The 26,377-nt window shown below is 36.0% G+C and carries 24 protein-coding genes and 1 rRNA gene; 13 read left to right on the top strand and 12 right to left on the bottom strand.

Going from position 1 to position 26,377, the window contains the following annotated elements; genetic code table 11:
• The first annotated feature begins 212 nt into the window (after positions 1–212).
• Genes AC1DIT_RS16925 through AC1DIT_RS16915 form a run of 3 tightly spaced genes read left to right on the top strand, consistent with a single transcriptional unit; the run spans position 213 to position 950 of the window.
• Complete coding sequence (locus AC1DIT_RS16925; protein ID WP_016113146.1) at positions 213–413, top strand: helix-turn-helix transcriptional regulator; 201 nt, start codon at positions 213–215, stop codon at positions 411–413.
• A 9-nt stretch (positions 414–422) separates the two neighbouring features.
• Entirely contained in the window at positions 423–689 is a 267-nt protein-coding gene (locus AC1DIT_RS16920; protein ID WP_016113147.1) for a hypothetical protein, read from the top strand.
• A gap of 27 nt (positions 690–716) precedes the next feature.
• Complete coding sequence (locus AC1DIT_RS16915; RefSeq protein ID WP_016113148.1) at positions 717–950, top strand: hypothetical protein; 234 nt, start codon at positions 717–719, stop codon at positions 948–950.
• Between the two features lie 151 nt (positions 951–1,101).
• Here the strand turns inward: AC1DIT_RS16915 and AC1DIT_RS16910 are convergent, their stop codons facing one another.
• The 8 genes from AC1DIT_RS16910 to AC1DIT_RS16875 form a co-directional block, all read right to left on the bottom strand.
• On the bottom strand, positions 1,102–1,539 hold the full coding sequence (locus AC1DIT_RS16910; RefSeq protein ID WP_016113149.1) for a GNAT family N-acetyltransferase: 438 nt from the start codon (positions 1,537–1,539) through the stop codon (positions 1,102–1,104).
• Between the two features lie 16 nt (positions 1,540–1,555).
• The gene (locus AC1DIT_RS16905) at positions 1,556–1,789 is read right to left on the bottom strand and encodes a DUF4022 family protein (RefSeq protein ID WP_080740155.1); all 234 of its coding nucleotides are present in this window, start codon (positions 1,787–1,789) and stop codon (positions 1,556–1,558) included.
• Positions 1,790–1,951: 162 nt separating this feature from the next.
• The gene (locus tag AC1DIT_RS16900) at positions 1,952–3,781 is read right to left on the bottom strand and encodes a monovalent cation:proton antiporter family protein (RefSeq protein ID WP_016113150.1); all 1,830 of its coding nucleotides are present in this window, start codon (positions 3,779–3,781) and stop codon (positions 1,952–1,954) included.
• A 222-nt stretch (positions 3,782–4,003) separates the two neighbouring features.
• Positions 4,004–4,309, bottom strand: coding sequence for a cytochrome aa3 quinol oxidase subunit IV (qoxD, locus tag AC1DIT_RS16895; RefSeq protein WP_003195276.1), 306 nt, complete (start codon positions 4,307–4,309; stop codon positions 4,004–4,006).
• A 2-nt stretch (positions 4,310–4,311) separates the two neighbouring features.
• Positions 4,312–4,914 (bottom strand): cytochrome aa3 quinol oxidase subunit III, encoded by a 603-nt coding sequence (qoxC, locus tag AC1DIT_RS16890; protein WP_003195274.1) that lies wholly within the window; start codon positions 4,912–4,914, stop codon positions 4,312–4,314.
• Between the two features lie 13 nt (positions 4,915–4,927).
• Positions 4,928–6,862, bottom strand: a complete 1,935-nt coding sequence (gene qoxB, locus AC1DIT_RS16885) for a cytochrome aa3 quinol oxidase subunit I (protein WP_016113151.1) — start codon at positions 6,860–6,862, stop codon at positions 4,928–4,930.
• Positions 6,863–6,895: 33 nt separating this feature from the next.
• Positions 6,896–7,771, bottom strand: a complete 876-nt coding sequence (gene qoxA, locus AC1DIT_RS16880) for a cytochrome aa3 quinol oxidase subunit II (protein WP_016113152.1) — start codon at positions 7,769–7,771, stop codon at positions 6,896–6,898.
• A 283-nt stretch (positions 7,772–8,054) separates the two neighbouring features.
• Positions 8,055–9,473, bottom strand: coding sequence for an amino acid permease (locus tag AC1DIT_RS16875; protein ID WP_033671000.1), 1,419 nt, complete (start codon positions 9,471–9,473; stop codon positions 8,055–8,057).
• 438 nt (positions 9,474–9,911) lie between these two features.
• On the opposite strand from AC1DIT_RS16875, the gene AC1DIT_RS16870 reads away from it, so the two are divergent.
• The 5 genes from AC1DIT_RS16870 (at position 9,912) to AC1DIT_RS16850 (ending at position 15,937) form a co-directional block, all read left to right on the top strand.
• Positions 9,912–10,625 carry a C39 family peptidase gene (locus AC1DIT_RS16870; protein ID WP_016113154.1) on the top strand — a complete coding sequence of 238 codons (714 nt, stop codon included), beginning with the start codon at positions 9,912–9,914 and terminating at the stop codon, positions 10,623–10,625.
• A gap of 122 nt (positions 10,626–10,747) precedes the next feature.
• A complete protein-coding gene (locus AC1DIT_RS16865; protein ID WP_016113155.1) occupies positions 10,748–11,929 on the top strand; it encodes a M20 family metallopeptidase in 1,182 nt (393 codons plus the stop codon).
• 265 nt (positions 11,930–12,194) lie between these two features.
• Complete coding sequence (locus AC1DIT_RS16860) at positions 12,195–13,664, top strand: spore germination protein (protein WP_016113156.1); 1,470 nt, start codon at positions 12,195–12,197, stop codon at positions 13,662–13,664.
• Between the two features lies 1 nt (position 13,665).
• The gene (locus AC1DIT_RS16855; protein ID WP_476998305.1) at positions 13,666–14,787 is read left to right on the top strand and encodes an endospore germination permease; all 1,122 of its coding nucleotides are present in this window, start codon (positions 13,666–13,668) and stop codon (positions 14,785–14,787) included.
• Positions 14,771–15,937, top strand: coding sequence for a Ger(x)C family spore germination protein (locus AC1DIT_RS16850; RefSeq protein WP_016113158.1), 1,167 nt, complete (start codon positions 14,771–14,773; stop codon positions 15,935–15,937). Before AC1DIT_RS16855 ends, AC1DIT_RS16850 begins: the two co-directional genes overlap by 17 nt.
• 371 nt (positions 15,938–16,308) lie before the next feature.
• Here AC1DIT_RS16850 and AC1DIT_RS16845 read toward each other — a convergent pair whose 3' ends face one another.
• From AC1DIT_RS16845 to AC1DIT_RS16835, 3 genes are read right to left on the bottom strand one after another with little or no spacing between them, the layout of a single operon-like run.
• Entirely contained in the window at positions 16,309–17,709 is a 1,401-nt protein-coding gene (locus tag AC1DIT_RS16845) for a nucleoside recognition domain-containing protein (RefSeq protein ID WP_476998304.1), read from the bottom strand.
• Positions 17,687–18,409, bottom strand: coding sequence for a FeoB small GTPase domain-containing protein (locus AC1DIT_RS16840; RefSeq protein WP_016113160.1), 723 nt, complete (start codon positions 18,407–18,409; stop codon positions 17,687–17,689). Before AC1DIT_RS16840 ends, AC1DIT_RS16845 begins: the two co-directional genes overlap by 23 nt.
• Positions 18,406–18,663 (bottom strand): FeoA family protein, encoded by a 258-nt coding sequence (locus AC1DIT_RS16835; protein WP_016113161.1) that lies wholly within the window; start codon positions 18,661–18,663, stop codon positions 18,406–18,408. The genes AC1DIT_RS16840 and AC1DIT_RS16835 overlap by 4 nt, the downstream gene beginning before the upstream one ends.
• Before the next feature lie 513 nt (positions 18,664–19,176).
• Between AC1DIT_RS16835 and AC1DIT_RS16830 the strand changes: the two genes are divergently transcribed.
• The 4 genes from AC1DIT_RS16830 to AC1DIT_RS16815 all read left to right on the top strand — a co-directional run bounded on the left by AC1DIT_RS16830 (position 19,177) and on the right by AC1DIT_RS16815 (position 22,678).
• Entirely contained in the window at positions 19,177–20,079 is a 903-nt protein-coding gene (locus AC1DIT_RS16830) for a phosphate ABC transporter substrate-binding protein PstS family protein (protein WP_016113162.1), read from the top strand.
• Positions 20,080–20,149: 70 nt separating this feature from the next.
• On the top strand, positions 20,150–21,040 hold the full coding sequence (gene pstC, locus AC1DIT_RS16825) for a phosphate ABC transporter permease subunit PstC (protein ID WP_033671007.1): 891 nt from the start codon (positions 20,150–20,152) through the stop codon (positions 21,038–21,040).
• A gap of 2 nt (positions 21,041–21,042) precedes the next feature.
• On the top strand, positions 21,043–21,960 hold the full coding sequence (gene pstA, locus AC1DIT_RS16820; RefSeq protein ID WP_016113164.1) for a phosphate ABC transporter permease PstA: 918 nt from the start codon (positions 21,043–21,045) through the stop codon (positions 21,958–21,960).
• A 193-nt stretch (positions 21,961–22,153) separates the two neighbouring features.
• The gene (locus AC1DIT_RS16815) at positions 22,154–22,678 is read left to right on the top strand and encodes a P-loop nucleotide/nucleoside kinase family protein (RefSeq protein WP_016113165.1); all 525 of its coding nucleotides are present in this window, start codon (positions 22,154–22,156) and stop codon (positions 22,676–22,678) included.
• Positions 22,679–22,753: 75 nt separating this feature from the next.
• On the opposite strand, the gene AC1DIT_RS16810 is transcribed toward AC1DIT_RS16815, so the two are convergent.
• Entirely contained in the window at positions 22,754–25,798 is a 3,045-nt protein-coding gene (locus tag AC1DIT_RS16810) for an efflux RND transporter permease subunit (RefSeq protein ID WP_016131194.1), read from the bottom strand.
• 490 nt (positions 25,799–26,288) lie between these two features.
• Here AC1DIT_RS16810 and AC1DIT_RS16805 point away from each other — a divergent pair.
• Positions 26,289–26,377 (top strand): 16S ribosomal RNA (locus AC1DIT_RS16805); the annotation flags it as partial.

Raw genomic sequence — 26,377 nt, 5'->3', positions numbered from 1 at the left:
ACAAGAAATACCCTATAGAATAGACTTTTTTTTAAGTGTCTATTCTATAGGGTACATTTTAATAGGAGTGCCTTTTTTCGTGTATAATAAGGTGAAACTTTTATTCGTAGAAATGGATAATTCGTTATGAAGAGAGAAATTGTATTTCAATAATAATGTAATTTAATAATGGAATATATACGTTACAATTAATAGTGAAGGAGGGGCATAGATTGGCTGTAAGTAAAATAAAGGTCGCTCGTGTTCAGTTAGATTTAACACAACAACAATTAGCAGAAAAAGTAGGAGTTACACGGCAAACGATTAGTTTAATTGAAAAAGGAAAATATAACCCTTCTTTAGATTTGTGTTTAAAAATTTGTTATGCCGTAAATCAAACATTAAATGATTTATTTTGGGAGGATAAGGAGTGAAGGATATCGATGAGGATCGTGAAAGATGAACGCTTAATGATTCAAGGACTAAAACATACTAGAATGGCATTTGTTTTACAAAACCTTGTGATATTATGTATGGTTTTTTACCGTTATGTCATAAAAGGAGTGGGATATGGACTAAAATTGAATGGATCTATTTTTCGGCTGACAAGTATGATTGATCGAAATACGATTGTTTTTGAAAGTGATGAGCAATTAAAAGGGAAAAATTTTAAGTTATTTAGCTTGAATCATTCACCAGAAAGTGGCTAGGATTCATTAAAAGAATTACTCTGTTGCTTGCCAAAAGTAAGTCTTCCAACAGGGATTGGTTATGAAAATGTATTTCGTGTGTTAATTATGAAGTTTATGGACAACTATGATCTAGATATACGTTCGGTAAAGAAATCATGTGTTCATATTGTACACCCAGATGGAAGGATTATTCCATTTGATACGTATAATTTATTTTACCGTGATGAGAAAGAAGAGTATTTAAAAGAGCTACAAGGAGAGAGCGGAATTGTGAAATAAAGAGGATATCCTCTTTATCGAGAGGAAGTGTTTTTGTTGCGACAAAAACAGTAGAATCCCCCACCGCAAGCTGAAGTGCACCTCCAATTGTTAGACTGCGTCTAACAATTGGGGTGCACTTCATTGTAGAGGTAGGTGGGGGTAGTTCAATTCATAATGTTTTATACATTAATTTATGAAGTCCAATCGGATGTATATCGAATATTTCACCATGCTCAAGGAATCCTAATCGTTTGTAGTAATCTGTAACGGTAATACGAGCATTACACCATAATATCTCTGCTTGACGCTCTTTTAAGATTACTTCAGCTTGTTGGATTAATGAGCTACCGGCATGTTGTTTCCGAAAGGTAGGTACTGTAGCCATGCCTCGTAAACGATAGTGATGGTTACCCTGTAAGGAAGGGGGTATTTCATGAGAGAACGAAGCAATGCTAATAAGTTTATCATTTAAGAAGGCACCAAGATGAAAGGAATTTGTTTCGTAATCAGATGGGTATTTACAATCGTCCAACTGTTGAGTTGGGCGTAAAATTTTTTGGCGTAGTTCGTATGTTTCGGAGGCGTCAATACATTTAATTGTAACCATACATAATTCACCTTTCTTATGAAGATTTTTCTATCAGTTGTAAAAAGAAATAGGCCGGCGCGACACAAAGGCCTAATATGCTACAAGTACCAATAATAAGGGAAAGAAAGAGACAAAAGTATTTCGTTCCATTTGGCTTTTTCCACCCATAGCTGCAAATTTCAATGCTAATACCGATGAGAATAATGGCTACAAGTACCTCTGCTAATAATAAAAGAGCTAAAGTTGAAATAGACATAGTGTGATTCATCCTTATAATTTATGATAGTAATATTTTACCATAAGGAAGTAAGAATCTTAAGAAAAAAATTAAAAGTATTATGGTTTAGGGAAACAAGGAGTAATTGTTTTGTGTTATTTTTTACATGCCGATTTAAAAAGTCCCCTCTCAATTTTGAAAGGGGACTTTTTGCTATTCTAATATGCTTTTCATTGTATCAATGTGCTCTTTTGATCCTGTTACAAGAAGTGTATCACCATTTTGCAATTTTGTATCACCATGTGGTATTAATGCTTTGTTACCACGGTAAATTTGGATGATAAGTACGTCACCTAGGAATGGCAAGCGACGAAGCGGTAAACCGTTGTATGTATTACTACGTAATTCTACTTCGCGAACCGTTTCATTCGCAGTCGTAATTAAACGAACGAGACTCGGCTTATCAATGAGTGCACGTAATAAAATGCGTGTGGAGTTAATCGTCGAGAATACAGCAATATGCTCTTGCGTTGCTTTTTCCTGTAAAAGAGGATCTTCTACACTTGCAATGACATGCTCAACGCCTAATTCTTTTGCGTGTTCTGCTAATAATAAGTTTTGCTCATCATCACTTGTTGCGACGACAACTCGATCTGCATCGAAGGCTTTTTGTTCTTCTAATAGTTCTATCGTAATTGTATTTAGTTTTACGATTGGGAAGTCATGAGATTTCGCTTCCTCGGCATTTACTTTATTTTGACGCATCATGTATAGTGTTACATCATAATCTTCGCGTTTTAAATCAAGTGATAATGGAAGAGTGATTCGACTTGCACCAATAATAGAAACTCTTGGTTTTGGTGTTGCCACTTTTGGAAACATCTTTTTAAATAATACAGGTGCAAAAATACATGTAATAACTGCGCTCAAGATAAGGGAAGCAGACAGACTCGGACTAATAATATTTAGCTTTTCACCAATTTGTGCTGCGGCAATAACTAAGGAAAGTGTAGATGTTAATAAAATCGCACTTCCTAATACGATATTATGTGGGTACCATTTTCGCAGTACGAGTGATGGTAATAATTTTGAAATAAAGAGTCCAACAATTAAAATTGGAATCATTAACATACTAGAAGGCTCTTTAAAAATAGACCATACTTCTAGATTAACACCAACCATTACAAAGAAAATTGGAATGAAGAAACCATATCCGATGGAATCGAGTTTTTCAACCATATCTTCATTTGGTGATAATAAGGATACGAGTACACCTGCTAAAAAGGCTCCTAAAATATTTTCTGCACCAACAGATTCAGATAATCCGACTAGTATTAAAATAAGCGCAAAAACAGCACGTGTGTCAATTTGTACACTACCAGCTTTTAGGCTTTCCAGGTATGGAATATTTTTAAAGCGTCTTGCAACAAAGTAAATTACAATACCTGCCCCAAATAGAACGAGAAGAAGCCACATACTCTGACCGCTTTCGGAGTTTAATCCAACGAAAACAGCGAGTAAAATCATTGTAACTAAGTCTGCAATAACGGCGACTAACAAAATAATTTGACCGATTGCTGTTTTTCCTAAGTTGTTTTCTTTTAGTGTTGGGACAACAACACCTAAAGAAATCGTTGAGATAATCAATGTCATGAACATCGCGTTATCTACAAATCCAAGCCATACAAATATAAGTGATAGGGCATAGGATAAGATGAAAATAAATAAGAAGATAATGCTTGCTGCTTGGAACGTATTGGGTTCATTCGTCTTATTCTTTTTCCCTTTTTGTTTAAATATAGAAAAATCAATTTCTAAACCGCTTAAGAACATTAAGAAGATAAATCCTAGTGTTGATAAAACTTGTAGCCACATATCTGGCTCGATAATATTAAATCCACTTTTTCCTACAAAAATTCCTGCAATAATTTCGGCAACAACGACAGGAAGTGCTTTTAGTTTAAAGCGTTGTAACAAAAGGGGAATGAAAAACGCGATTGCGACAACAATCATAAGTGATAGGACTGAGGAATGGTGTTCCACTGCGTTCTCTCCCTTCAAATAATATAGTACTCATTTTAGCCATATTATAGGAAGAAAAGCAATGCATGTGAACTCGATTCCATAAAGAAAGAGTTTTCTTAACATTTGTCATAATAAGTATAGGTTTCATGATTATGTTTTAATTTCCGTAATGTGGATGAAAAGGGGAAGGGAAATAAAAAAAGACTGCTGAGATTACCTCAGCAGTCTTTTTCATGTTCATTACATAGAGAAGAAAATCCAAACTGTACCAACAACCGTTACTGCAGCGATGAAAAAGTGGAATACGATTGTGATTGTTTGTATTACTCCTTCGCCTTCTGTCATGTGCATAAACATAACAAATTGCAATGCTGCTTGTGCCACTGCCATTACAAGAATGGCTGTTAAGATTGTTGAAAGTGGCAAGCTTGTATATAACGTTACATATACAGCGAGGAACGTTAATGCAAGCGATAAAATAAATCCGAAAACGTGTGACCATGGAAAACCGCTATGTGCGTTTGCTTGTGTATTGTTTTGTCCCATTATTACGCCACCATCCCATTCAAGTAAACTAGTGTGTAAATGAAGATCCAAACAACATCAAGGAAATGCCAGTATAAGCTGATAATAAATACTTTACGAGCTGTAACTGGTGTTAAACCTCGTTTTAAAATTTGGATAACAACACAAGTTGCCCAAATGATACCAGCTGTTACGTGGGCACCATGCGTTCCAAGAAGAACGAAGAATCCAGATAAGAATCCGCTTGTTTGGATTGTTGCGCCTTCTGCAACATAAGCCATAAACTCTTCAACTTCAAAGAAAAGGAAGCCTGCACCTAAAATTAATGTGAAGATGAACCATCCTAACATCGCTTTTTGGTTGTGCTTACGCATTTCATGAATTGCGATACCGCATGTAAAACTACTTGTTAAAAGTAGGAGCGTTTGAATTAAAAGGGTTTTAAGTTCAAACAGCTGAGCTGGTGTAGGGCCATCAGCCGTACGACCAGCAAGTACTAGATAAGAGGCGAAAAGTGTTGCGAACAGCACGATTTCAGCCCCAAGAAAAATCCAAAACCCTAAAATATTCAATCTGCTTTGTTCGGATTGATATTCTAGAGGTAAGCTTTTATCTAAAGCCGCCATTTCGTTTCACCTCTCATGCAACATGTTCTGTCTTTTTAATTTCATCTACGCTAACGTAATATCCGTCGTTGTAATCAAACGAACGCCAGATCATACAACCTAACATACCAATACCACCGACAATTGCTAACCAGAACCAGCTAAATACTAATGCAAAACCTGCAAGACCAATAAAACAAGACATAATGATTGGAACGCCTGTAGTACTTGGCATATGAATTGGTTTCAACTCTTCAGGTTTTGGTGTAATAGATTCGCCGTTCTTCTTCATTTCCCAGAATACATCGCTAGACTTAATTTCTGGTAATTTTGCGAAGTTGTAATGTTGTACTGGAGATTGTGTTGCCCACTCAAGTGTACGAGCATCCCAAGGATCTCCAGTTACATCGCGCTCACCATGACGAATGCTATAAACTACGTTGTAGCATAATAAGGCGAAGCCAATTGCCATCATTACTGCACCGACAGATGCGATTTGGTTTAACCAACCCCATCCAAGGTCTGCAGAGTAAGTGTACATACGACGAGTCATACCATCTAAACCTAAGAAGTACATTGGGAAGAAACAAATGTTAAATCCACTCATAAAGATCCAGAATGTCCATTTACCAAGGCGTTCATTTAGCATATGACCAGTCATCTTCGGATACCAGAATGTAAATCCAGCAAGCATCGCGAATACTGTACCAGCGATTAATACGTAGTGGAAGTGAGCGATTAGGAAGTAGCTGTTATGGTATTGATAGTCAGCTGCTGCCATCGCAAGCATAACACCCGTAACTCCACCAATTACGAAGTTTGGAATAAATGCCAATGACCAAAGCATTGGAACTGTAAAACGGATACGACCTTTATAAAGCGTAAACAACCAGTTAAAGATTTTAACACCGGTTGGGATCGAAATCGCCATTGTTGAAATCGAGAAGAATGAGTTAACAGCTGGTCCTGCACCCATTGTAAAGAAGTGATGCAGCCATACAAGACCACTTAGAGCTGCGATTGCAACCATTGAATAAACCATTGCGGTATATCCAAATAAGCGTTTACGTGAGAATGTACTTACGATTTCAGAGAAAATACCGAATGCCGGTAAAATAACGATATATACTTCAGGGTGACCCCATACCCAGAACAAGTTCGCCCAAAGCATTGGCATACCGCCGCTTGCCATTGTAAAGAAGTGAGCATCAAATAGACGGTCGAATGTCATTAATGCAAGAGCAACTGTTAATACTGGGAAAGCAAAGATAATGATTACACATGTAATTAAAATAGACCAAGTAAACATTGGCATTTGCATTAACTTCATGCCTGGTGCACGCATTTTTAAGATTGTTACCATGAAGTTAATCCCTGTCATCAGCGTCCCGAGACCTGAAATCTGCAATGCAATTGCATAGAAGTTATTTCCTACTCCAGGTGAGAATTCTGTACCAGCCATTGGGAAGTATGATGTCCACCCAGCATCTGGAGAACCACCGATAACGAAGGCGATGTTAAATAACATAGCACCTACGAAGAATAACCAAAAACTTAATGCATTTAAGAAAGGAAATGCAACGTCACGTGCTCCAATTTGAAGAGGAACAACAACGTTCATAAGTCCCATAACAAACGGCATTGCCATGAAGAGGATCATAACCGTACCGTGTGTTGTAAATATACCATTATAGTGTTCAGCGTTTAAATATGTTGTGTCAGGGAACGTTAACTGGGCACGAATCATTAATCCGTCCATACCGCCGCGGAACATCATTACAATTGCTGAAATGATATACATAACCCCAATTTTCTTATGGTCAACAGAAGTTAACCACTCATCCCAAAGCCATCTCCATTTTTTGTACTTTGTTAGCACAAAAAGGATCGCTAACGTCACAAGAACAATAGATACGTCCGCTCCATAGATAATCGGATCGCCTGTGACAAAAAATTCATCAAGCTTCACTATATTCACTCCAATCTGTCGGAATATTCGTTATTACTTTTTGTTTTTGTAGTAGTTGTAATCACAATATTCAAGTGATTTTGGATCTACGTATTTTAAATGTGTACTAGAGAATGTCATACGCCCTACTACACCAGGTTTAATGATTTCATTGTATTTTTCTTCTGTAAGTGGTTTAGCAGTTTCTTTAACTTCTTTTACCCACTTGTCATACTTTTCTTTTGTTTTTGCTTCAAGCTCAAACTCCATGTCAGTGAATCCTTCACCAGAGAAGTTTGCGCTACGGCCAATGTAAGAACCTGGCTTATCAGCCTGTAGATATAAGTCCATGATCATGCCATCCATTGTGTATTTCATACCACCAAGCTCTGGAATCCAGAAGGCATTCATTGGACCAACAGAAGTTAGCTTAAATTGAATTGGTACACCTGCTGGTACATTTAAATAGTTAACGGTTTCAATATTTTCCTCTGGATAACTGAATAACCATTTCCAGTTGGCAGATGTAACGTAAATTTCAACTGGTTTCATATCTTTTGTTTGCTCTGGCGGCTTTTCCGATGCAAATGTTGCTTTTACTGTTGGGATTGACAATGCAATCACGATGATAACAGGGAAAATAGTCCAGATAACCTCTAAAAGAGTATTACCGTGTATATCAGGTGGCTCATAGTCCATATTTTCCGGTTTTTCACGGTAACGAATCAAGATGACTGTAAACAAGATAAATACAATTGCAATAATCAACGACATGAGTATGAATGACCAAATGATCAAATCATACTGTGCTTTTGCAACAGGCCCCTGCGGATTTAATACTGCAAGTTTTTTATCACAGCCACCGAGGAACAAGAGTAGTGATAGTGGAAGAAGCGAAGCCAACTTCCAAAATTTTTTTTTCAGTTGCACGATTGAAAATCTCCTTTCTCCTTGGATTGAAACTATGCCAATAAAACAATATAAACCTATTAATTTATAGAAGGCAATAGTTTTTGTCATATTGTTAAAAAATAGACACAAATGCACACTTTTTACGGTGAATATCATTTGTAACTTGATAACATTGTAAACTATTTTTTTGATGAAAACATGATTGTAAAAATTTTAAGATAAATAAAGTTATACCAACATATCCAAGAAATAGAAAAAAACTATCTTATCATAGGATAAGATAGTTGAATATTTTATATATTTAGTTTATTTCTTGTGTAATATTTCGTTGCTGTTCAAATGTGACAACTTTTTTATATTTAATTTGATACAAGATGTAGCAAATGATCATAAATGGAATTCCGCAATAAAGTGCGATGCGTTGATCCGGTATAAAAGCTAAACTAACGAATGTAATGAAATTTAAAGAAAAAGCAACAATTGGAACGATTGGATAAAGCGGTGTACGATATTTTAAATCGTTTATATTTCCGCCATTCTTTATAAAATCTCTTCGAAAGAAGAATTGTGAAGCAGCAATTGACATCCAGACGACAACTGCTGCCATCGCGGCAATTGATGTTAGTACTAAAAAGACTGTATCTGCTGCAAATACGCTTGTTAAAAGCGAGAGACTTGCAAAGACTAAGCTGAAAATCAAAGCATTCAGAGGTATTCCCTTTTTTGTTAATTTCGCAAATGCAGGACTTGCCATACCTTGTTTTGACATAGCCCAAAGCATACGTGAATTCGCGTATAATCCTGAATTTGCTACTGATAGTACAGCAGTAATAATGACAAAGTTCATAATGTCAGCCGCATATGGAATACCAACTGTATCAAAAACAAGTACAAATGGACTTTCTACAAGATTAGCCTCCTGCCATGGAAGTAAACCAACAACAACAGCAATTGCTAGTACGAAAAAGAATAAAGTACGCCAAATTGTATTTTTAATTGCTTTTGGAATTGTTTTTTCAGGGTTTTCACTTTCACCTGAAGCAATTCCAATTAGTTCGGTTCCTTGGAAGGAATAATTTACAGTAATCATTGTAAGAAGAACGGCTAAGGCACCATTTGGAAATAATCCACCATTTTCGGTGAAGTTATGAAGCATTGGTGCGGGTTGCCCATTGAAATCTAAGAACCCAAACATAACAGCGCCTCCAAGTATAATGAAGACAACAATTGTTGAGACTTTTACACTGGAAAACCAAAACTCCGTCTCTGCAAATGCTTTTGTTGATAAAGCGTTTACAAGGAAAAGAATTACTGCAAATGTAACACACCAAATCCATGAAGATACGTCTGGAAACCAACGCTTCATTAAAATGCTAACAGTCGTTAGCTCTACCCCAACTGTAACAGCCCAATTTAACCAATACATCCAGCCAACGACAAATCCAAAACCAGGTGAAATAAATTTGCTTGCATAACTTTGGAATGAACCTGCTTCTGGCATGGCAACGGATAATTCGCCAAGACAGAGCATTGTTAAATACATGACGAAACCACCAACTAAAAATGCAAGGATTGCCCCACCAGGTCCGGCATTATGGACGATTTGTCCTGATCCCATGAATAATCCCGTACCGATGACACCTCCGAGCGCAATCATAAAAAGGTGTCTGCTTTTCATTGTACGTTTTAAACTAGTTTGTTCTGTAGTTGTTTGATCCATATTCCCTTCACCCCGTACTTTTCTCTTGTTTGTTTTACTCAATGAATATTGAGCTTGCTTCGTTTCGCTAATCATCAGTGGGGGATAAAAAACATACTGATTGTAGTTTTTCTTTATGTTCCTATACGAATGGATTACGTATATTTTCTGGGTGCTTGAGTAGTAATAAAAAACAACAACGAAATGATTAGTGTTCCTTGATTTTCGTTTTGTGATTGAAAGAAATACATTTTTCTTTAACCACATTAAACATTTTTAATTCTAGCAAAATATTCTGAAAATGTATATTTATTTTTCTTTTTATTACAAAGAATAGGAATTTTAAAACAATTTAATTGAATAATAATTCATATAATCTTTCTAGCAAACTAGGTAGAAGAAAGGTACAATAAAAAGGATAGTGTTTGATGAAAATAATGATGTAATGGAGTTTTGCATATGTTAAAGAAATTTAAATATATATGTATTATAGGGGTTATACTTGTTGGTGCTATTTTTGTAGGGAAAAATAAAATTCTTCAAAAAGTACAAGCGTTACGAGTGAATTTTTTGTTTGATATGAAAGAAACAGCTATGATTGAAAATGTTCCATTTATAAAACAACTTCCGGAATTACAGCGAGGTTGTGAGGTTACGAGTTTAGCGATGTTATTGCAGTATAAAAATGTGCAAGTGGATAAGATGCAACTCGCAAGTGAAATCAATCATGTTTCATTTAAAGAAAATAATCTTCGAGGAAATCCTCATGAAGGATTTGTTGGAAATATTTACACGAAATCTGAACCAGGTTAYGGTGTTTATCATGGGCCGATTTTTAAACTTGCAGAAAAATATGTACCTGAAAAAACGATTGATTTAACTGGAAGAGAGATTGAAGATATATATAAAGTCATTAGTTCAGGCTCACCAGTATGGGTAATTGCAAATACAACGTTTCAGCCGCTAGCTGAGGATAGTTTTGAAACCTGGAATACAAATAACGGTGATGTGAAAATTACATATTATGAGCATAGTGCAGTAGTTGTTGGATACGATCAAAACTTTGTATATATGAATGATCCGTTAGCTAACAATCCGAATAAAAAAGTATCACGTTCTGAATTTGAAAAAGCGTGGGAACAAATGGGAAAACAAGCAATTACTATTTTATAAAAATAAAAGCTATCTAATGTCAGGTAGCTTTTATTGTAAGTTAAATATTCATAATATTATTTATTTTGTTTTTACTTCGAGCTATAATAACGTTTAACTTAGTGAAGAAAGGAAGAGGATAGATGGGTGAAATTGAAGAAATTGTTCTTTCTAAAGAACGATTAATAAAATGGAGAAGGCATTTTCACAGATATCCAGAGTTATCTTTTCAAGAAGAAAAAACATCTCAGTATATATACGACATACTTCAAACAATTCCTCATCTAGAAATTTCAAGGCCGACAAAGTACAGCATTATGGCAAGATTAATTGGTGAACAACCTGGAAAAGTAATTGCAATTCGCGCTGATATGGATGCCCTTCCAATTCAAGAAGAAAATCAATTTGAATTTGTTTCTAACTATCCAGGAGTGATGCATGCTTGTGGGCATGATGGACATATTGCGATGCTTCTTGGTGCTGTATATGCGCTCGTAGAGCAAAGGGAAAAAATTAAAGGGGAAATTCGTTTTCTATTTCAACATGCTGAAGAAAATTTTCCAGGTGGTGCACAAGAAATGGTTGCAGCAGGAGTGATGGAAAATGTTGATTATATTATTGGAGCACATCTTTGGGCTTCTTTAGAAGTGGGTAAAGTTGGTGTAATTTATGGTCCAGCGATGGCAGCACCTGATGTATTTAAAATTACAATAGAAGGAAAAGGTGGGCATGCTGGTATTCCTCATGAGACAGTGGATAGCATTGCCATTGGTACGCAAGTAGTCACGCAGCTTCAACAAATCGTATCGCGTCTTACGAATCCGTTAGATTCCCTCGTTTTATCTGTAACGCAATTTCATGCGGGTACAACGCATAATGTAATTCCAGAACAGGCAACAATTGAAGGTACGGTAAGGACTTTAAAGCATGAATTACGAGAAAAAACTGCGCAGCGAATTGAAAAGCTTGTTAAACATATTACGGAATCTTATGGCGCGAATTATACATTTTCATATGAGTACGGCTATCGTCCGGTTGTAAATGATGAACAGGTTACGCAACTTGTTGAACATACGGCATTAGAGCTTTACGGAAGGGAACGAGTAGTAAGGTTACAGGCGACGATGGCTGGAGAGGATTTTTCAGCTTTTTTACAAAAAGCGCCGGGTACATTTTTCTTTATTGGTGCTGGGAATAAAGAGAAGGGGATTGTGTATCCGCATCATCATCCTCGTTTTACAATTGATGAAGATGCTTTGCCGATTGGGGTAGAAGTTTTTGTTTCATCTGTTTTGAATTTTATGAGAAAAGGAGATAGTAGATAAAGTGAAACTTTAATCAGTGGGGGTTTTCTCCATCCCCCACTGATTATTAGCCCTCACCAATCGGGCTTTTACGGACAGTTCATCTCCCACCTAACTTCTTTGCTTTCACTGAATTTTGAGGTGGGAGTGTTACTGTCCGTTAATGCGGGATAAATAATTCATATGTAAGAGCTATCTTATAAAAGAGATAGCTCTTTTTGTATATATTGGTTTCTATTGGCGAAATCTAACTACAACTTGTTGAAAAGAAAGTTAGGTGGGAAGTTTGTTCAAGTTAGATGCTAACTTATCTAAAATTACAAAGGAAATTCGAGAAAAGTTAGATTCACCTAATGATCTAACGGTTAGAGAATTTACACTTGCCGGTTGTTCTACACGTTGTGCGGTTGTGTTTTTATGTGGATTAACAGATAAAGATAATATTTATAAGTTTATTATCAGGCCACTTCAATATGAAGAATTACCGAAACAAGCTGCAATCATTCAAACTCTACTGGATCGTTTCCTTTCTATTGCAGAGGTGAATATTGCAAAAACGTTTCCGGATATTATTAATGCCCTTTTAGCTGGAGATACAATTTTACTAATTAATGACATTCCTTCTGCGGTAGTTATAAACAGTCGAGCGTGGGAAAAAAGAAGTTTAGAATCTCCAGTTACAGAGGCTCTAATTCGTGGGCCGAGAATTGGTTTTAATGAGGATATCAACGTAAATAAAATGTTAATTCGTCGTGGCTTACGTGATCCGCAGCTTAGGTTTCAATCTTATATCATGGGGAAGCGTTCGCAAAAAGAAGTAACCTTAGTATATATAGAAGATATTATTAATCCTTATATTGTAGAAGAGTTAGATCGGAGACTCCAATCGATAGTAACAGATATTATTTTTGAAACAGGAACAATTGAACAGCTACTTCAAGATAATAATTTATCGCCTTTCCCTCAGTTTTTGGATACAGAAAGACCTGATAATGTAGTCGCTTCGTTGGGGAAAGGAAAAGCTGCCATTTTGGTAGATGGCTCTCCATTTGCTCTGATTGCTCCAATGGTATTTGTTGATATATTTCAATCTGTAGAAGACCATTATGAACGTTGGATAATTGGAACGTTACTAAGGTTTTTACGAATGGGGGCTGGTATTATTGCAGTTTTATTGCCAGCTATGTATGTAGCTCTTGTCTCTTATCATCAAGGGCTGATTCCATCAAAATTGGCTTATTCTATTGCTGGAGCGAGAGAAGGGGTGCCATTTCCAGCTTATATTGAAACGTTTATGATGGCGCTCACGATGGAACTGATAAGAGAGGCCGGTATCAGGCTACCAAAACCGATGGGGCAAACAATCGGAATTGTTGGTGGGCTTGTAATTGGAGAAGCGGCAGTAAGTGCAGGGATTGTAAATCCTTTTTTAGTAATTATCATTGCTGTAACTGCCATTGCTACTTTTTCTCTTCCGGTATATAGCATCACAATTACATTTCGAATTTTATTATTTGTATTCGTTTTAGCTGCTACAGTATTCGGATTATACGGTATTATTTTGGCTTTAATTGCACTAGCAGTCCATACTACAAATTTAAAGAGTGTCGGAGTACCTTATACTACGCCTATTGCGCCAGCATTCTATAAAGATTGGAAAGAAGAAATTATTCGCTTACCAAAATCAATGCTTAAGGAACGACCAGAATATTTGCAAACGAAGGATGATACATTACGTCCAAAGGAGCGGAAGTAAATTGAGACCGTWTGAATACGGGGATGAAGAAATTGGAACGCGTGAACTCGCTTTTGCAGTATCTTCAACCATTATTGGTACCGGTGCGTTGTCAATGCCAAGGGTCATTGCTACACAAACTTTGTTTTCTGATGGTTGGATCATTTTATTAGCGGGTGGAATTATATGTGCATTTTTTGCTTGGTTTGTAACAAAAGTTGCGATTTTATTTCCAAAAAAAAATTTTGTTGAATATACAAGTGCTCATTTAACAAAACCAGTTACTTATGTATTTAGTGTTATTTTGATTTTGACATTTGTTGCGTTGACAGCGTATGAGATCAGAACGATTTCTATTATTTCACAAACTTATTTATTTAGTGATACGTCTATACAATGGCTTTCTTTTTTCTTTTTACTTGTTGTGATTTACGGAGTGAGTGGATCAAGAGCTGCATTATTAAGACTGAATGTAATATTTTTGCCGATTGTTCTACTAGCTATAGTGCTCTTGTCTTTATTAAATATAAATTTAATGGAGGTAAATAGCTTATTACCGGTATTTCAAACGAAAGTAAGTAAATATGCAGGAGGAATTAAAGATTCTATTTTCACTTTTATTGGATTTGAAGTTGCTCTTTTTTATTCAATGATGTTAAAGGGGGATATAAAAAAAGCTCCTTTGGCTGTAGCGAAAGGCGTAATGGTAACCGTTATGTCGTATATTTTAATTTATGTGACTTGTATTAGTGTTTTTACGTATATGACAACGAGGGGATTAACGTATCCTACAATTGAACTAGGAAAGGAAATTGAAATTGGAGGAGGATTTTTAGAACGATTCGACGCAATCTTCTTTACGACTTGGATTATTACGGTTTATAACACAACAGCTATGTATTATGACCTTGCTTCTCTATTGTTTTGTGCAATGTTTTCTAAAGTGAATAAACATATTTTTATTTTTATAAGTGCGCCTATTATTTTTTGGATCAATATGGTTCCAGGAGATGTGAGAAAGTTATCGAATTATGGTACATATTTAGCTTGGATAGATATGGGGTGTATCCTATTGGTGCCCTTACTAGTTCTAATTGTATATAAAATAAAAAGAAGGGCTGGTAGAAATGAAACGCCTTCTTAAATTCATATATCTGATTAGTTTGTTATGTTACCTCAGTGCTTGCTCCGAACAACAAGAAATTGAAGAAAGAGGCTTTGTTGTAGGGGCAGCGTACGATCTTGTAAAAGAAAAAAAGTCCAATCCGGTTATGAAGGGAACATACCAAATGGTTTTGCCCCGTACGCTAACACCACAAGGAGCACAAGGGAATGCGGGGAGTAAAAATTATATTAACATTAGTGCGGTAGCAGATGGAGTTTTTGAACAAATTCGTATCGTTGCTAAAAAAATTAGTCGTGCACTATTTTTCCCTCATATACAAGTGCTAATTTTTTCTAACGATTTGTTAGCAAAACCGTATGTGTTAGAAAATACATTGGATGTATATGTTCGTGACCATGAAATGAGACGGAACATTCGTATTTTTGTTTCTGAAAAAAAAGCAGAGGATATATTAAACCAAAGTGCAAAACCTGAGAATTTACCTGCAAAGTATATTGATATGTTAGTTGACCACGCTTCGAAAAATGCACAGATGATAGAAGCKGCTCGGATTGGTGATGTCCAGGGGAAAATTACAGCCAAAAGAAGTTTTGTATTGCCTGTTTTAGGATTGACAAAACAAGGGGTGCAAATGAATGGAGCAGCCTTATTTAGAGGGAAGGATAATAAGCTTGTCGGTAGGTTGAGTGGAGAAAACACACTAGGATTAAATTATATTATTGGAGAGAAGATGGCAGGTTTTTTTACGATTCGTAAAGGGAATCAATTTGTTACATATGAAATTCATAAAATGCGGCGTAAAATTACTACGTCCGTTACAAATGCTACTAAGCCAAAGTTTGTTATTGATTTATCGTTAGAAGGAACTTTGGCGGAACTGCATTTTAGTGATCATGACCAAATTATGGGAGAGAAGAAACTAAAGCAGTATATTGCAAAAGAGATAGAAAAACGTATTCAAAAAACGATAAAAATTGTACAAAAAGATTATAAGGTAGATGTATTAGGATTGGGAGAAGAATATAAACGTCATGATTATAAAAAGTGGAGCAAAATAAAAAAGAATTGGGATCAAGGTAAAAATTATTTTAGTAATTGTGACATCGTAGTTCGGGTGCATCCGACAATTGAGCATTCAGGTTCTTCATTACCAACTCGAGTGGAGTAGAGGTGTTTTATCTTGTTTACCAAATTGAGTATAATATGTACGATATTAATAGCAATTCTCCCATATACAGTATACTTTCTTCATAAGAAAATTATGGAGTATGGTGCACAGCCGTGGCAAAAGAATAAGCAAAAAAGGAAATCTGAATAAATCTCAGATTTCCTTTGATAATCAACGAAGCGTTAATGAGATTCCCTCTATTGATGCCTGGTCTCACTTTATCCCGCATTAACGGAAAGTAATCTACCCACCGCAAAATTCAAATGAAAGCGAGGAAGATAGGTGGTGAATAACTGTCCGTAAAAGAACGATTGGTGCGGGCTAACTATCAGTGGGGATGAAGAAAACTCCCGACTGATAGAAGTTTCACTTTATATAAGCCCTAACCAATGTACTAATTGCGCTGTGAAGAATGTAACAACAATGGCGATAACGGTAGGGATTGCAAACGATAGAAATGTCCATTTTGGACTTTTTGTTTCTTTATATATGTTAACTAATGTTGTTCCGCATGGGAAATGAAGAAGAGAGAACAACATTGTATTTAACGCAGTTAACCAAGTCCAGCCATGTTCTAAGAACAAGTTTTTAATTTGATTTAAATCATCTATTTCAGTTAAGGCACCCGTTGATAAATAAGACATTAATAAAATCGGAATGACAATTTCATTGGCTGGCAATCCAAGGATGAATGCAGCTAGAATAAATCCGTCAAGACCGAGTAATTTAGCGAATGGATCTAAGAAATTCACAAAATACATAAGTATGCTTGTGTCACCAACATAAATATTTGCTAAAACCCAAGTTAGCATAGCGGCAGGTGCAGCTACGATAACTGCGCGTTTTAAAACATATAATGACTTATCAAGTGTGGAACGTACAATGGTATTCCAAATTTTCGGCTTACGGTATGGTGGTAACTCTAACGTATAGTGAGTTGGGACGCCTTTTAAAGCGGTTTTTGATAATACCCAAGATACAGTTAATGTTACAATAACCCCAATTATAACCATTCCGATTACAACACCTGCCGTAACAAGTGTTTGCATACTGCCGGTATATCCAGCGGCCATGAATAATGATGCCATTAATATTAATGTAGGCCAACGTCCATTACATGGAACGAAGTTATTTGTTAAAATCGCTAACATACGCTCGCGTGGTGATTCGATAATACGTGTTGACATAATGGCAGCAGCGTTACAACCAAACCCCATTGCCATTGTTAATGATTGTTTTCCGTGAGCGCCAGAACGTTTGAATAAACGATCCATGTTAAAAGCAACACGTGGTAAGTATCCGTAATTTTCCAATAAAGCAAACATGGGGAAGAAAATAGCCATAGGTGGTAACATAACACTAATTACAGCTCCAGTACCACGGAATAAGCCGAGAATTAAGATGCCATGTACCCAAGTCGGTGCATTCATCGCTTGAAACCAAGCGGTTAAATGACCTTCTGCCCACCCGAAAAATTCAGCAATCATATCAGATGGCACGTTAGCTCCTGCAATTGTAAGATAAAAAATAATAGATAAAATTMCGAGCATAATTGGGAATCCAAATATAGGAGAAGTGAAAATTTTATCTAGCCTCTCTGAACGGTATAACTTATCAGTATTCGTGTATTGAACAGCTTCTTTACATATACTTGCGGAAGTTCGGTAAATATCACCTACAATATCATCTCGTATATCATCTTTTGTAAGTGTTTGTGCATGTTGAACAATATAATCTAATGGAAGGGTCTTACTGGCTGAGTGAGATTCCATTTATTACGACCTCCCTTATCAGCGGCTCTTTATGATGTTTTTGAAGTGTAGCTAGAAAGTTTTTATCTCCATCTAGTATTCGTAGTGCAACCCAGCGTGCAGGGTATGTATCACCGAACACTTTATAAATTTGAGGTTCTAATTCCTGAATCATATTTTCAATTTGTTCATTATAAGTAATTTGAACAGGTGTAGGAATTAATTTTCTGCTAGCCACTTTAGCGATTACATTTAGCAAATGTCCGATTCCAACGCGGTTTCGAGCTGAAATTTTGACTACAGGTACACCCAGTGATTTTGCTAATTTCTTTTCATCAATGATGATTCCTTTTTTTTCTGCTTCATCGATTAAGTTAATACACACTATAACGTCGTTAGTCATTTCAGTCACTTGTAATGCTAAATTTAAGTTTCTTTCCATTGCAGTTGCATCTACAACTACTACTGTTACCTCAGGTTTTTCAAAAATAATATAATCCCGTGCAACTTCCTCATCGGCAGAGTTTGAATATAGGGAGTATGTTCCAGGTAAATCAATTACGGTATATACACTTCCGTTATGTTCATATTCACCTTCTGCTTTTAATACAGTTTTGCCAGTCCAGTTTCCGGTATGTTGTTTTAATCCTGTTAACGTATTAAACAATGTGCTCTTTCCGGTATTTGGGTTTCCTGCTAGCGCAATGCGATGGTTTTTCATACTAAATCATCTCCTATTAATCTCCCGAAAATAAGGGAACTTTCTTCACTACGCAGTGCAATGGTCGTATTGCTCACTTGATAAGCGATTGGATCTCCGAGCGGGCTTCTTTGCAATACTTTAATAGTAGCTCCGGGAATAAAGCCTAAATCTAATAAACGACGTTTCATAGTTCCTTCTAATTGTATCTTCTCGATTTGTACAAACTGCCCTGTTTGGAATTTTGAAAGGGGTTTGATATTAGCCGATACCATAAAAGTTACCTCTCTTCTATATTTTTAGTTTTGGTTTAAAAAGTTTGCCGAGGGAAACTTTTTGCTACTAATATAGTAGAATACATTGGATGATGTTGTCAATTGGTACTTTAAAAATATTCAATTATTTTTAGAATTGTTCCAATTTATTTTGTTGTACAGAAAAATATTACTGAAATTATGTGGGATACATGTGGAGTAACATCTATAAAGTCCAAAAAATGAAGGGATTTGTAAATATATTTTTAACATTAGTAGTGAAAAACAGAATTTTATTTACGATAAATTTACATTATTAAAAGTAAATTTACAATACGAGCTATTTGGTGTGGATTCTTTTGGTTTTTTTAATAAAAAGAGGTGAGATATATAGGTTTTGCGGTATGCTGCCTCTCTTTACTTAAAATTAAAAATTGCTTAACACTAACATAATATTATTGTCCTACAATGAATTTGTATTCGAAAGAAGTAGATGAATGTGAAAAAGCGATAATCCAAATGGGGGTACAAGACATGGTTATGAAAAAAGGTATTAAATTTTCGTTAGCGGCATTAGTGGTTGCTGGTGCTTTAGTTGGATGCGGCAAATCAGAAAGCACAGATAGCAAAGAAACTGCTAAAGGTAGTAACGATGCAAAACAAGAATTGTCGGGTACAATTGCGGCAGCTGGTTCTACAGCTCTTCAACCGCTTGCTGAAGAAGCGGGTAAAAAATTCATGGAAAAGAATTCGAAAGTTTCTATTCAAGTTCAAGGTGGCGGTAGTGGAACAGGGATTAACCAAGTAGCTTCTGGGGCGGTTCAAATCGGTAACTCTGATGTTCCAGCTGCAGATAAAATAAAAGATCCAGCAAAAGCGAAGGAATTAGTAGATAACAAAGTGGCAGGTATTGCATTTGCACTTGTTGTAAATAAAGATGTGAAGGTTGATAACTTAACTGTGAAACAAGTACAAGATATCTTCTCTGGAAAAGTTACAAACTGGAAAGAGCTAGGCGGTAAAGATGAGAAAATTAATGTGGTAAACCGTCCAGCATCTTCTGGTACACGTGCTACATTTGAAAAAACAGTTATGAAAGATGCGAAGATTAACGATGGAACAGGTACAACACAAGATTCTAACGGTGCGGTAGAACAAGCAATTAACTCTACTCCTGGTTCTATTAGTTATCTTGCAATGTCTTATATGGTAGGCGATAAAAAAGGTGCATTACAAACTGTAAAAATTGATGGTGCAGAGCCAAAAGTTGAAAATATTTCTGCGGGCAAATATCCATTCTGGTCTTATGAGTACATGGTAACAAAAGGGGAAGCGAAAGAAGCTACAAAAGCTTATATCGATTATGTAAAAGGTAAAGACTTCGAAAAACAAGTTGAAGATATGGGTTATATTCCAATGTCTAAACTGAATAAGTAAACATTTAACAGGGCTGGCTGCGAGGCCAGCCTTGTTCATTTCAATCTATGAAGTGGGGTTGTGTCCTGTGATGAAGGGGAAAAAACAAATTAATTATGTAAAAAGTGAATATATCGGAAGAACGCTTGTTACGTTTTGCGGTATATTTATTGTTCTTGTTACATTAGCAATTATTGCATTTATTTGCGGGAAAGGAATTCAATCTTTTACGCAAAGTGGCATTTCATTTTCTGAGGTATTGACGTCAACAAAATGGAATCCGAATGCTGATCAGGGATCGTTTGGTGCTGTTATCTTTATTGTTGGTTCAATGCTTGTTTCATTAGGTGCGGTCGTTATTAGTGCGCCAATCGCGCTTGCTCTTGCGATATTTATGAACTTAATTTCACCAAAGTTTGGGAATAAAGTATTAAAGCCTGTTTTAGAATTATTAGTTGGAATTCCTTCAGTAGTATATGGTTTATTAGGGGTTACCATTTTAGTTCCGCTTTTACGTGATTCATTCGGTGGTGTTGGTTTTAGTTTAATTGCTGGTATTATTGTGCTCAGTATTATGATTTTACCTACTATTGCTAGTATTGCTTCCGATGCAATACGTTCGGTTCCATTTGATTACTTGGAGGCCTCTTATGGTTTAGGTTCGACGAAATGGCAAGCGATTAGCCGTGTTATTGTTCCAGCTGCAAAAAAAGGTATTTTAACAGGGATTGTTCTAGGGCTAGCTCGTGCTTTCGGCGAAGCGTTAGCGGTTCAAATGGTAATAGGGAATACTGTTAAATTGCCTGAAGGGATCTATAGTCCAACGGCAACATTGACAGGTATTCTAACAATGGATATGACGAATACGTTAAATGGAACCGCCTGGAATAATGCTTTATGGACATTGGCAATGATATTACTTGTTATTTCATTCCTATTTATTTTAGTAATTCGAGCAATTGGCCAAAGAGGTGAACGATAACGATGAATGCACGAAAAGTAAATAATATTTGGACGGGTATTTTATATGCAGTTGCAGCATTTGTAGTAGCTTTACTTGTTTTCTTAGTATACGAAATTCTGCAAAAGGGTTGGGGATTTTGGGATCCAAGTTTTTTATTCGGAGAACCAAGCAATACAAGAGCTGGAGGTGGAATTGGTCCGCAATTATTCAACTCTTTTTATATGCTTGTTATTACCTTAGTCATTTCAATTCCGCTTGGATTAGGAGCAGGGATTTATCTTGCGGAATATGCGAAACAAGGACGGTTTTTAGGGTTTGTTCGTTTATGTATTGAAACGATGGCATCATTGCCTTCTATCGTTGTTGGTTTATTTGGTTTATTAGTATTTGTTACAATGACAGGCTGGGGCTATACGGTAATGGGTGGTGCGCTCGCTTTAACGATTTTAAATTTACCGGGTCTAACGCGTGTTTGTGAAAGTGCAATTACAGAAGTTCCGTCTAATGTAAAAGAAGCGAGTCTTGGACTGGGTGCAACAAAGTGGCAAACGATTGTGCGAATTATTATTCCGACGTCATTGCCGCAAATTATTACGGGGATTATTTTAGCTGCGGGTCGTATATTTGGTGAGGCGGCGGCGTTAATTTATACAGCAGGATTAACATCACCGATTTTAAATTCTGCAGCTGATTTTTCAAGCCCTGCACATCCGTTGAATCCATTTCGACCAGCTGAAACATTAGCAGTTCATATTTGGAAATTGAACTCTGAAGGGATTATTCCAGATGCGAAGTTAATTGCAACAAAATCAGCGGCAGTATTAATTATTATGGTATTACTGTTTAATGTTATTGCTCGTTTTACGGCATCTGTACTTCATAAACGTTTTACGGGAGCGAAAAAATCTCGTAAAACAACAAAAGCAAAAGCAGCTTAAATGCTTGTACCCTTATATTGATAAAGGGCTCTCTGCTTAAATAGGCAGAGAGCTTTTTTTGTTTTGTAGGGGGAGAGTAGTAGAGAGAGTTCTTCGATTAAAAAGGATAGTTCCTATGGTAAAATGATGTGTATGTAAATATATGAATAAATTGTGGGATAGAAAATGAAATATAAGGGAGGTTTGCTTTTTTATGTTTTTTCTTCAAATGTCAGGTTTTCCAGGTTCGGGAAAATCAACGCTTTCTAGACATATAGCAAAAAGCACAGGTGCAATTGTGATTGATCATGATATTGTAAAAACGGCCTTACTAGAGTCGTTAGAAACTCGTCAAATTGAAACGACGGACGCTGGTGGAATTTCGTATGAAATCGAATGGGCCTTAATAGATTTTCATTTATCCCAGGGGCATAGTGTAATATTGGATAGCCCGTGTCTTTATACAGAAATGTTAGAAAAGGGAATGAAGTTGTCTAAAAAGTATAATGTGAAATACAAATACGTTGAATGCTATCTTAATAATATAGAAGAAATTAATAATAGGTTAAAGAAACGGAAGCGAATGATAAGTCAAATTGAGGAAGTGGAATCTGGAGAAGCGTTTAAAAAGTGGTTAGATGGTAGTAAACGACCGTCTGATTTTACATATCTTATTGTGGACTCTGGAAAACCTTTGGAAGATTATATAGATAAAGTAATGGTATACATGAATGAGTAATTGAAATGCTGTGATAGTATAATAATAGTAGAAAGAAAAACGTTATCTTCAAAACTGAAGATAACGTTTTTCTTGTTAAGTTCTTGGTGTATCTATAGACGAGCTTACTTTTCTACGTGAGCTTCGTTTTTTGCCGAATTTATCTAATAGCTCATACATAACCGGGACGACAACTAGTGTGAGTACAGTTGAAACTGCTAAACCACCGATGACGACAACCGCTAAACTTTTAGATACCATATTGCCTGCTTGTGATTGACTGAATAATAATGGTAACATCGCTACTATTGTTGTAATAGCTGTCATGATAATTGGTCGTAGCCTTGTAGAACCTGCTTCTAGTAAAGCTTCCCGCGTCGTCATGCCATGCTCTCTATTTTGTTGAACACGTTCTATTAGTACGATGGCATTTGTAACAACAATACCAATTAACATTAATGCGCCGATGAGTGCGTTTAAATCGACTGGTGTTCCTGAAATGATTAATCCTAAAATCCCCCCAACAGCAGCTAGTGGTAAAGAGAATAAAATCGCAAATGGGGCGCGTGCTTGCCCGAAAGTAATGACCATAATTAAATAAACAATCCCGATTGCGATACCCATGATTTTGAATAAATTTGTAAAGTCTTCTTGCATTGATTCGGTTGCACCAGCAATTTTAACTTTCGCGCCGTTTGGTAGGTCTAATTCTGAAATAGCTTTGTTCACTTCAGTGTTTACTTTACTTAAATCTTCATTTGTCGCTTGGGCAGTTATTTGAATGGTTTCTTTCCCGTCTTTATGGAAAATCTCTGTTTGTAATCGTTTTTCTGAAATGGTTGCAATATCTTTTAAAGGAATTGATCCTGCTATAGGTGACAAGATATTTGTGTTAAGAATATCTTCTTTGTTACTTATCTTTTCTTGTTTATGTTCGAGCATAATAGTTGTTTTCTCATCATCAATTGTCAGTTGCCCGATTGGTGATTTTTTCATAAGGAATGAAACTTGTTGGCCTGCTGTTTCCGGAGTTAATCCAACTTGTTCCGCTTTCTTTTGATCAATATCGATTTGCCATTCCTTTTTTGATTCTTCTAGATTTGTTTTTACTTTAGAAAGACTGTCTATACTTTTTAGTTTTGTTTCAACGAGATCAGCAGCTTTTTTTAAATTCGTCTCATTGTTTGCTGTCACGTTAAATTGCAAGCTGTTTCCACCGCCAAAACTAGAATAGCTTGCTTTTGTATAATCGAATTCGGCTGGTTTAAAGTCTGCGTGCTCTTTTTTTAGTTTCTTGATATATTGATCGATATCTGTTCCTTTTTTGAAGACTACAGCAATAGATGCAAGGTTATTTTTAGTTGTAAATCCAAACTGTGCATCTTCAGCACTGGAACCCATTCGTAAAATAACATCTTTTACATCGCCGTTAGAAAGTAATTTTTTTTCAAAATCAAAGGCTGTCTGCTTTCTGGATTCAAAATCATAATTTGCTGGGAATGTCATCTGAATTGAAAGCATCGTATCGTCTTCTGATTTTATATTTGCTTTTGGAAGTAATATATAAGCAGCAATTGATCCGGCAAATAATAAGATAGAAGAAAATAAAATAATAAACTTATGTGAAAGGGCCCACTTTAAAGTAGCTGTATACTTTCTTGAAGGTTTCGGTGTACGCTGCCTTGTTTTTCTCAGTAATAAAAATGCCATAAGTGGAACAACGGTTAAGGCCACCACTAGTGAAGAAAGTATAGAGTATACAACGGCTAATACCATAGGTAACATTAGCTTACCGATTGTACCTGATACAAGACCGATAGGTAAAAAGACAGCGACTGTTGTTAAAGTAGAAGAGGTAATCGCAACGGCTACCTCTTTTGTGGCGTCTAGAATGATGTCTTTTGAAAAATGTTCTTTTTGTAAGCGCCGGAAGATATTTTCAATGACAACAATACTATCGTCAACAAGTCGACCAACCGCTACCGCTAAGCCCCCGAGAGTTAAAATGTTTAATGTAACATTAGATTGATCAAGTAAAAATAGTGTTAGTAAAATGGATAATGGAATACTAACGACAGCGATCAGTGTTGTTCGAATACTACGTAAAAAGATTAAAATGATAAATGTTGCAGCGATTGCTCCTAAGATTACTTCTTTTCCCATACTTGTAACAGCGTTTTCGACTTGTTCGTGAGTAGAGGATATTAATTTAATTGTATAAGTATCTTTATATTCTTTGCTTATAGTTTTTATTTTTTTATCAATTTCTTTTCCGATTGCAACTGCATTTTTGCTAGGTTCTTTCATAATAACTAATCCAGTTCCCTCTTCGCCATTCACATGTGAAACGGTATCAAAATGTTGTTTTATTTTTACTTGAGCTATATCTTGTAATTTGATTTGAGGGGTAAGTGACATATTTTTTATTTCATCTACATTTTTGACATTTCCAATGACGCGTAGGCTGTGGTCTTCGTTATTGACAGTAACTTGACCAACTGGAGTGGAAGTTTCTTTTCCTTGTAAAGCGGCTAATACTTGCTGTGGTGTCACATTTTTATTTTTCATTTCATTTGGGTCTAATATGATAGATAGCTCAGATGTTGATTTACCGTAATACATGACGTTAGCAACGCCGTCGATATTTTCAAGTTGCGGGATGATTTCTTTTTCAATCTGTTTTTCATCTGCTTTTGTAAAACCATTCTGTTTTTGAACGGTAATCTGTGCGAGTGGAATCATAGAGGTATTAAGTTGACTGACGACGGGTTTTGTAATTTCTTTTGGGAAATTTACGTTGTTGGTAATTTTTTCGACCTCACGTGTAGCATCTTTCATATTAGCTTTAGATGTATACGCAATATCGATACGAGATAAGCCTTCATAAGTAGAAGAAGTTATTGTATCGACGTGTTCCAAATTTCGAAACTTTTTTTCAAGCGGCTCGGTTACTTCTTTTGTCAATGTTTCAGCATCTAGCCCTTGAGACATTGTAGTGACAGTTATTGCGGGATTATCAACGCTGGGTAGAAACTCCATCGGTAATTTGGAGCCGGAATAAATGCCGAGCACAGAAATGAGAAAAACCATGATGATGATAGCGGCTCGATTTTTTAATGAGAATTTTGTTAACCTATCCATAAAAATGATTCCTCCGTTTAAGTTGTTTTTTAGCCTACTTTGTTACTATATAACAAAATCTGGATATCTTTCATTAATTAAATGTAAAAAAATTCTAAAATTATTCTTAAGTAGCGAGTGAATAGGATTTTGTAAGGAAGGGCTAGAGAGTTGGTTGGGTATTTTAGCCTTTTAAAGTTCTGTTGAAGTCAGGAGGAAGAAGATCCATTTAATATGAAATAAAGAGGTGGAATTATTAAGCGGAAATTTTTTTATATTATTTTTAAAAAACACTTGTGATTTTAAAATGAGGGTGGTATATTAATAAACGTCGCTGATGCGAGAAACGCAGAAAGCGAAAAAAGAAATTAAAAAAACTTAGTTGACATCGAAAAATGAAGATGCTAACATAAGGAAGTCGCTAATCGGCGATGGATGAGTTCTTTGAAAACTGAACGAAACAAACAACGTGAAACGTCAATTTTTATTTTAGATGCTAGACAAACTAACTTTATTGGAGAGTTTGATCCTGGCTCAGGATGAACGCTGGCGGCGTGCCTAATACATGCAAGTCGAGCGGATTTCATGAGCGGATTTCAT

Source organism: Bacillus sp. 05T22 (assembly GCF_056396765.1).
The sequence above is the reverse complement of the archived record's forward strand: the minus strand, read 5'-3'. Positions and strand labels throughout refer to the sequence as shown.

Excerpts from the sequence above, each read along its gene's own strand:
- AC1DIT_RS16920 (WP_016113147.1), top strand. The coding sequence starts at position 423 with ATGAGGATCGTGAAAGATGAACGCTTAATGATTCAAGGACTAAAACAT.
- AC1DIT_RS16910 (WP_016113149.1), bottom strand. The coding sequence starts at position 1,539 with ATGGTTACAATTAAATGTATTGACGCCTCCGAAACATACGAACTACGC.
- AC1DIT_RS16905 (WP_080740155.1), bottom strand. The coding sequence starts at position 1,789 with ATGAATCACACTATGTCTATTTCAACTTTAGCTCTTTTATTATTAGCA.
- qoxD (WP_003195276.1), bottom strand. The coding sequence starts at position 4,309 with ATGGGACAAAACAATACACAAGCAAACGCACATAGCGGTTTTCCATGG.
- qoxC (WP_003195274.1), bottom strand. The coding sequence starts at position 4,914 with ATGGCGGCTTTAGATAAAAGCTTACCTCTAGAATATCAATCCGAACAA.
- AC1DIT_RS16875 (WP_033671000.1), bottom strand. The coding sequence starts at position 9,473 with ATGGATCAAACAACTACAGAACAAACTAGTTTAAAACGTACAATGAAA.
- AC1DIT_RS16865 (WP_016113155.1), top strand. The coding sequence starts at position 10,748 with ATGGGTGAAATTGAAGAAATTGTTCTTTCTAAAGAACGATTAATAAAA.
- AC1DIT_RS16840 (WP_016113160.1), bottom strand. The coding sequence starts at position 18,409 with ATGAAAAACCATCGCATTGCGCTAGCAGGAAACCCAAATACCGGAAAG.
- AC1DIT_RS16835 (WP_016113161.1), bottom strand. The coding sequence starts at position 18,663 with ATGGTATCGGCTAATATCAAACCCCTTTCAAAATTCCAAACAGGGCAG.
- AC1DIT_RS16830 (WP_016113162.1), top strand. The coding sequence starts at position 19,177 with ATGGTTATGAAAAAAGGTATTAAATTTTCGTTAGCGGCATTAGTGGTT.
- pstC (WP_033671007.1), top strand. The coding sequence starts at position 20,150 with ATGAAGGGGAAAAAACAAATTAATTATGTAAAAAGTGAATATATCGGA.
- pstA (WP_016113164.1), top strand. The coding sequence starts at position 21,043 with ATGAATGCACGAAAAGTAAATAATATTTGGACGGGTATTTTATATGCA.
- AC1DIT_RS16815 (WP_016113165.1), top strand. The coding sequence starts at position 22,154 with ATGTTTTTTCTTCAAATGTCAGGTTTTCCAGGTTCGGGAAAATCAACG.
- AC1DIT_RS16810 (WP_016131194.1), bottom strand. The coding sequence starts at position 25,798 with ATGGATAGGTTAACAAAATTCTCATTAAAAAATCGAGCCGCTATCATC.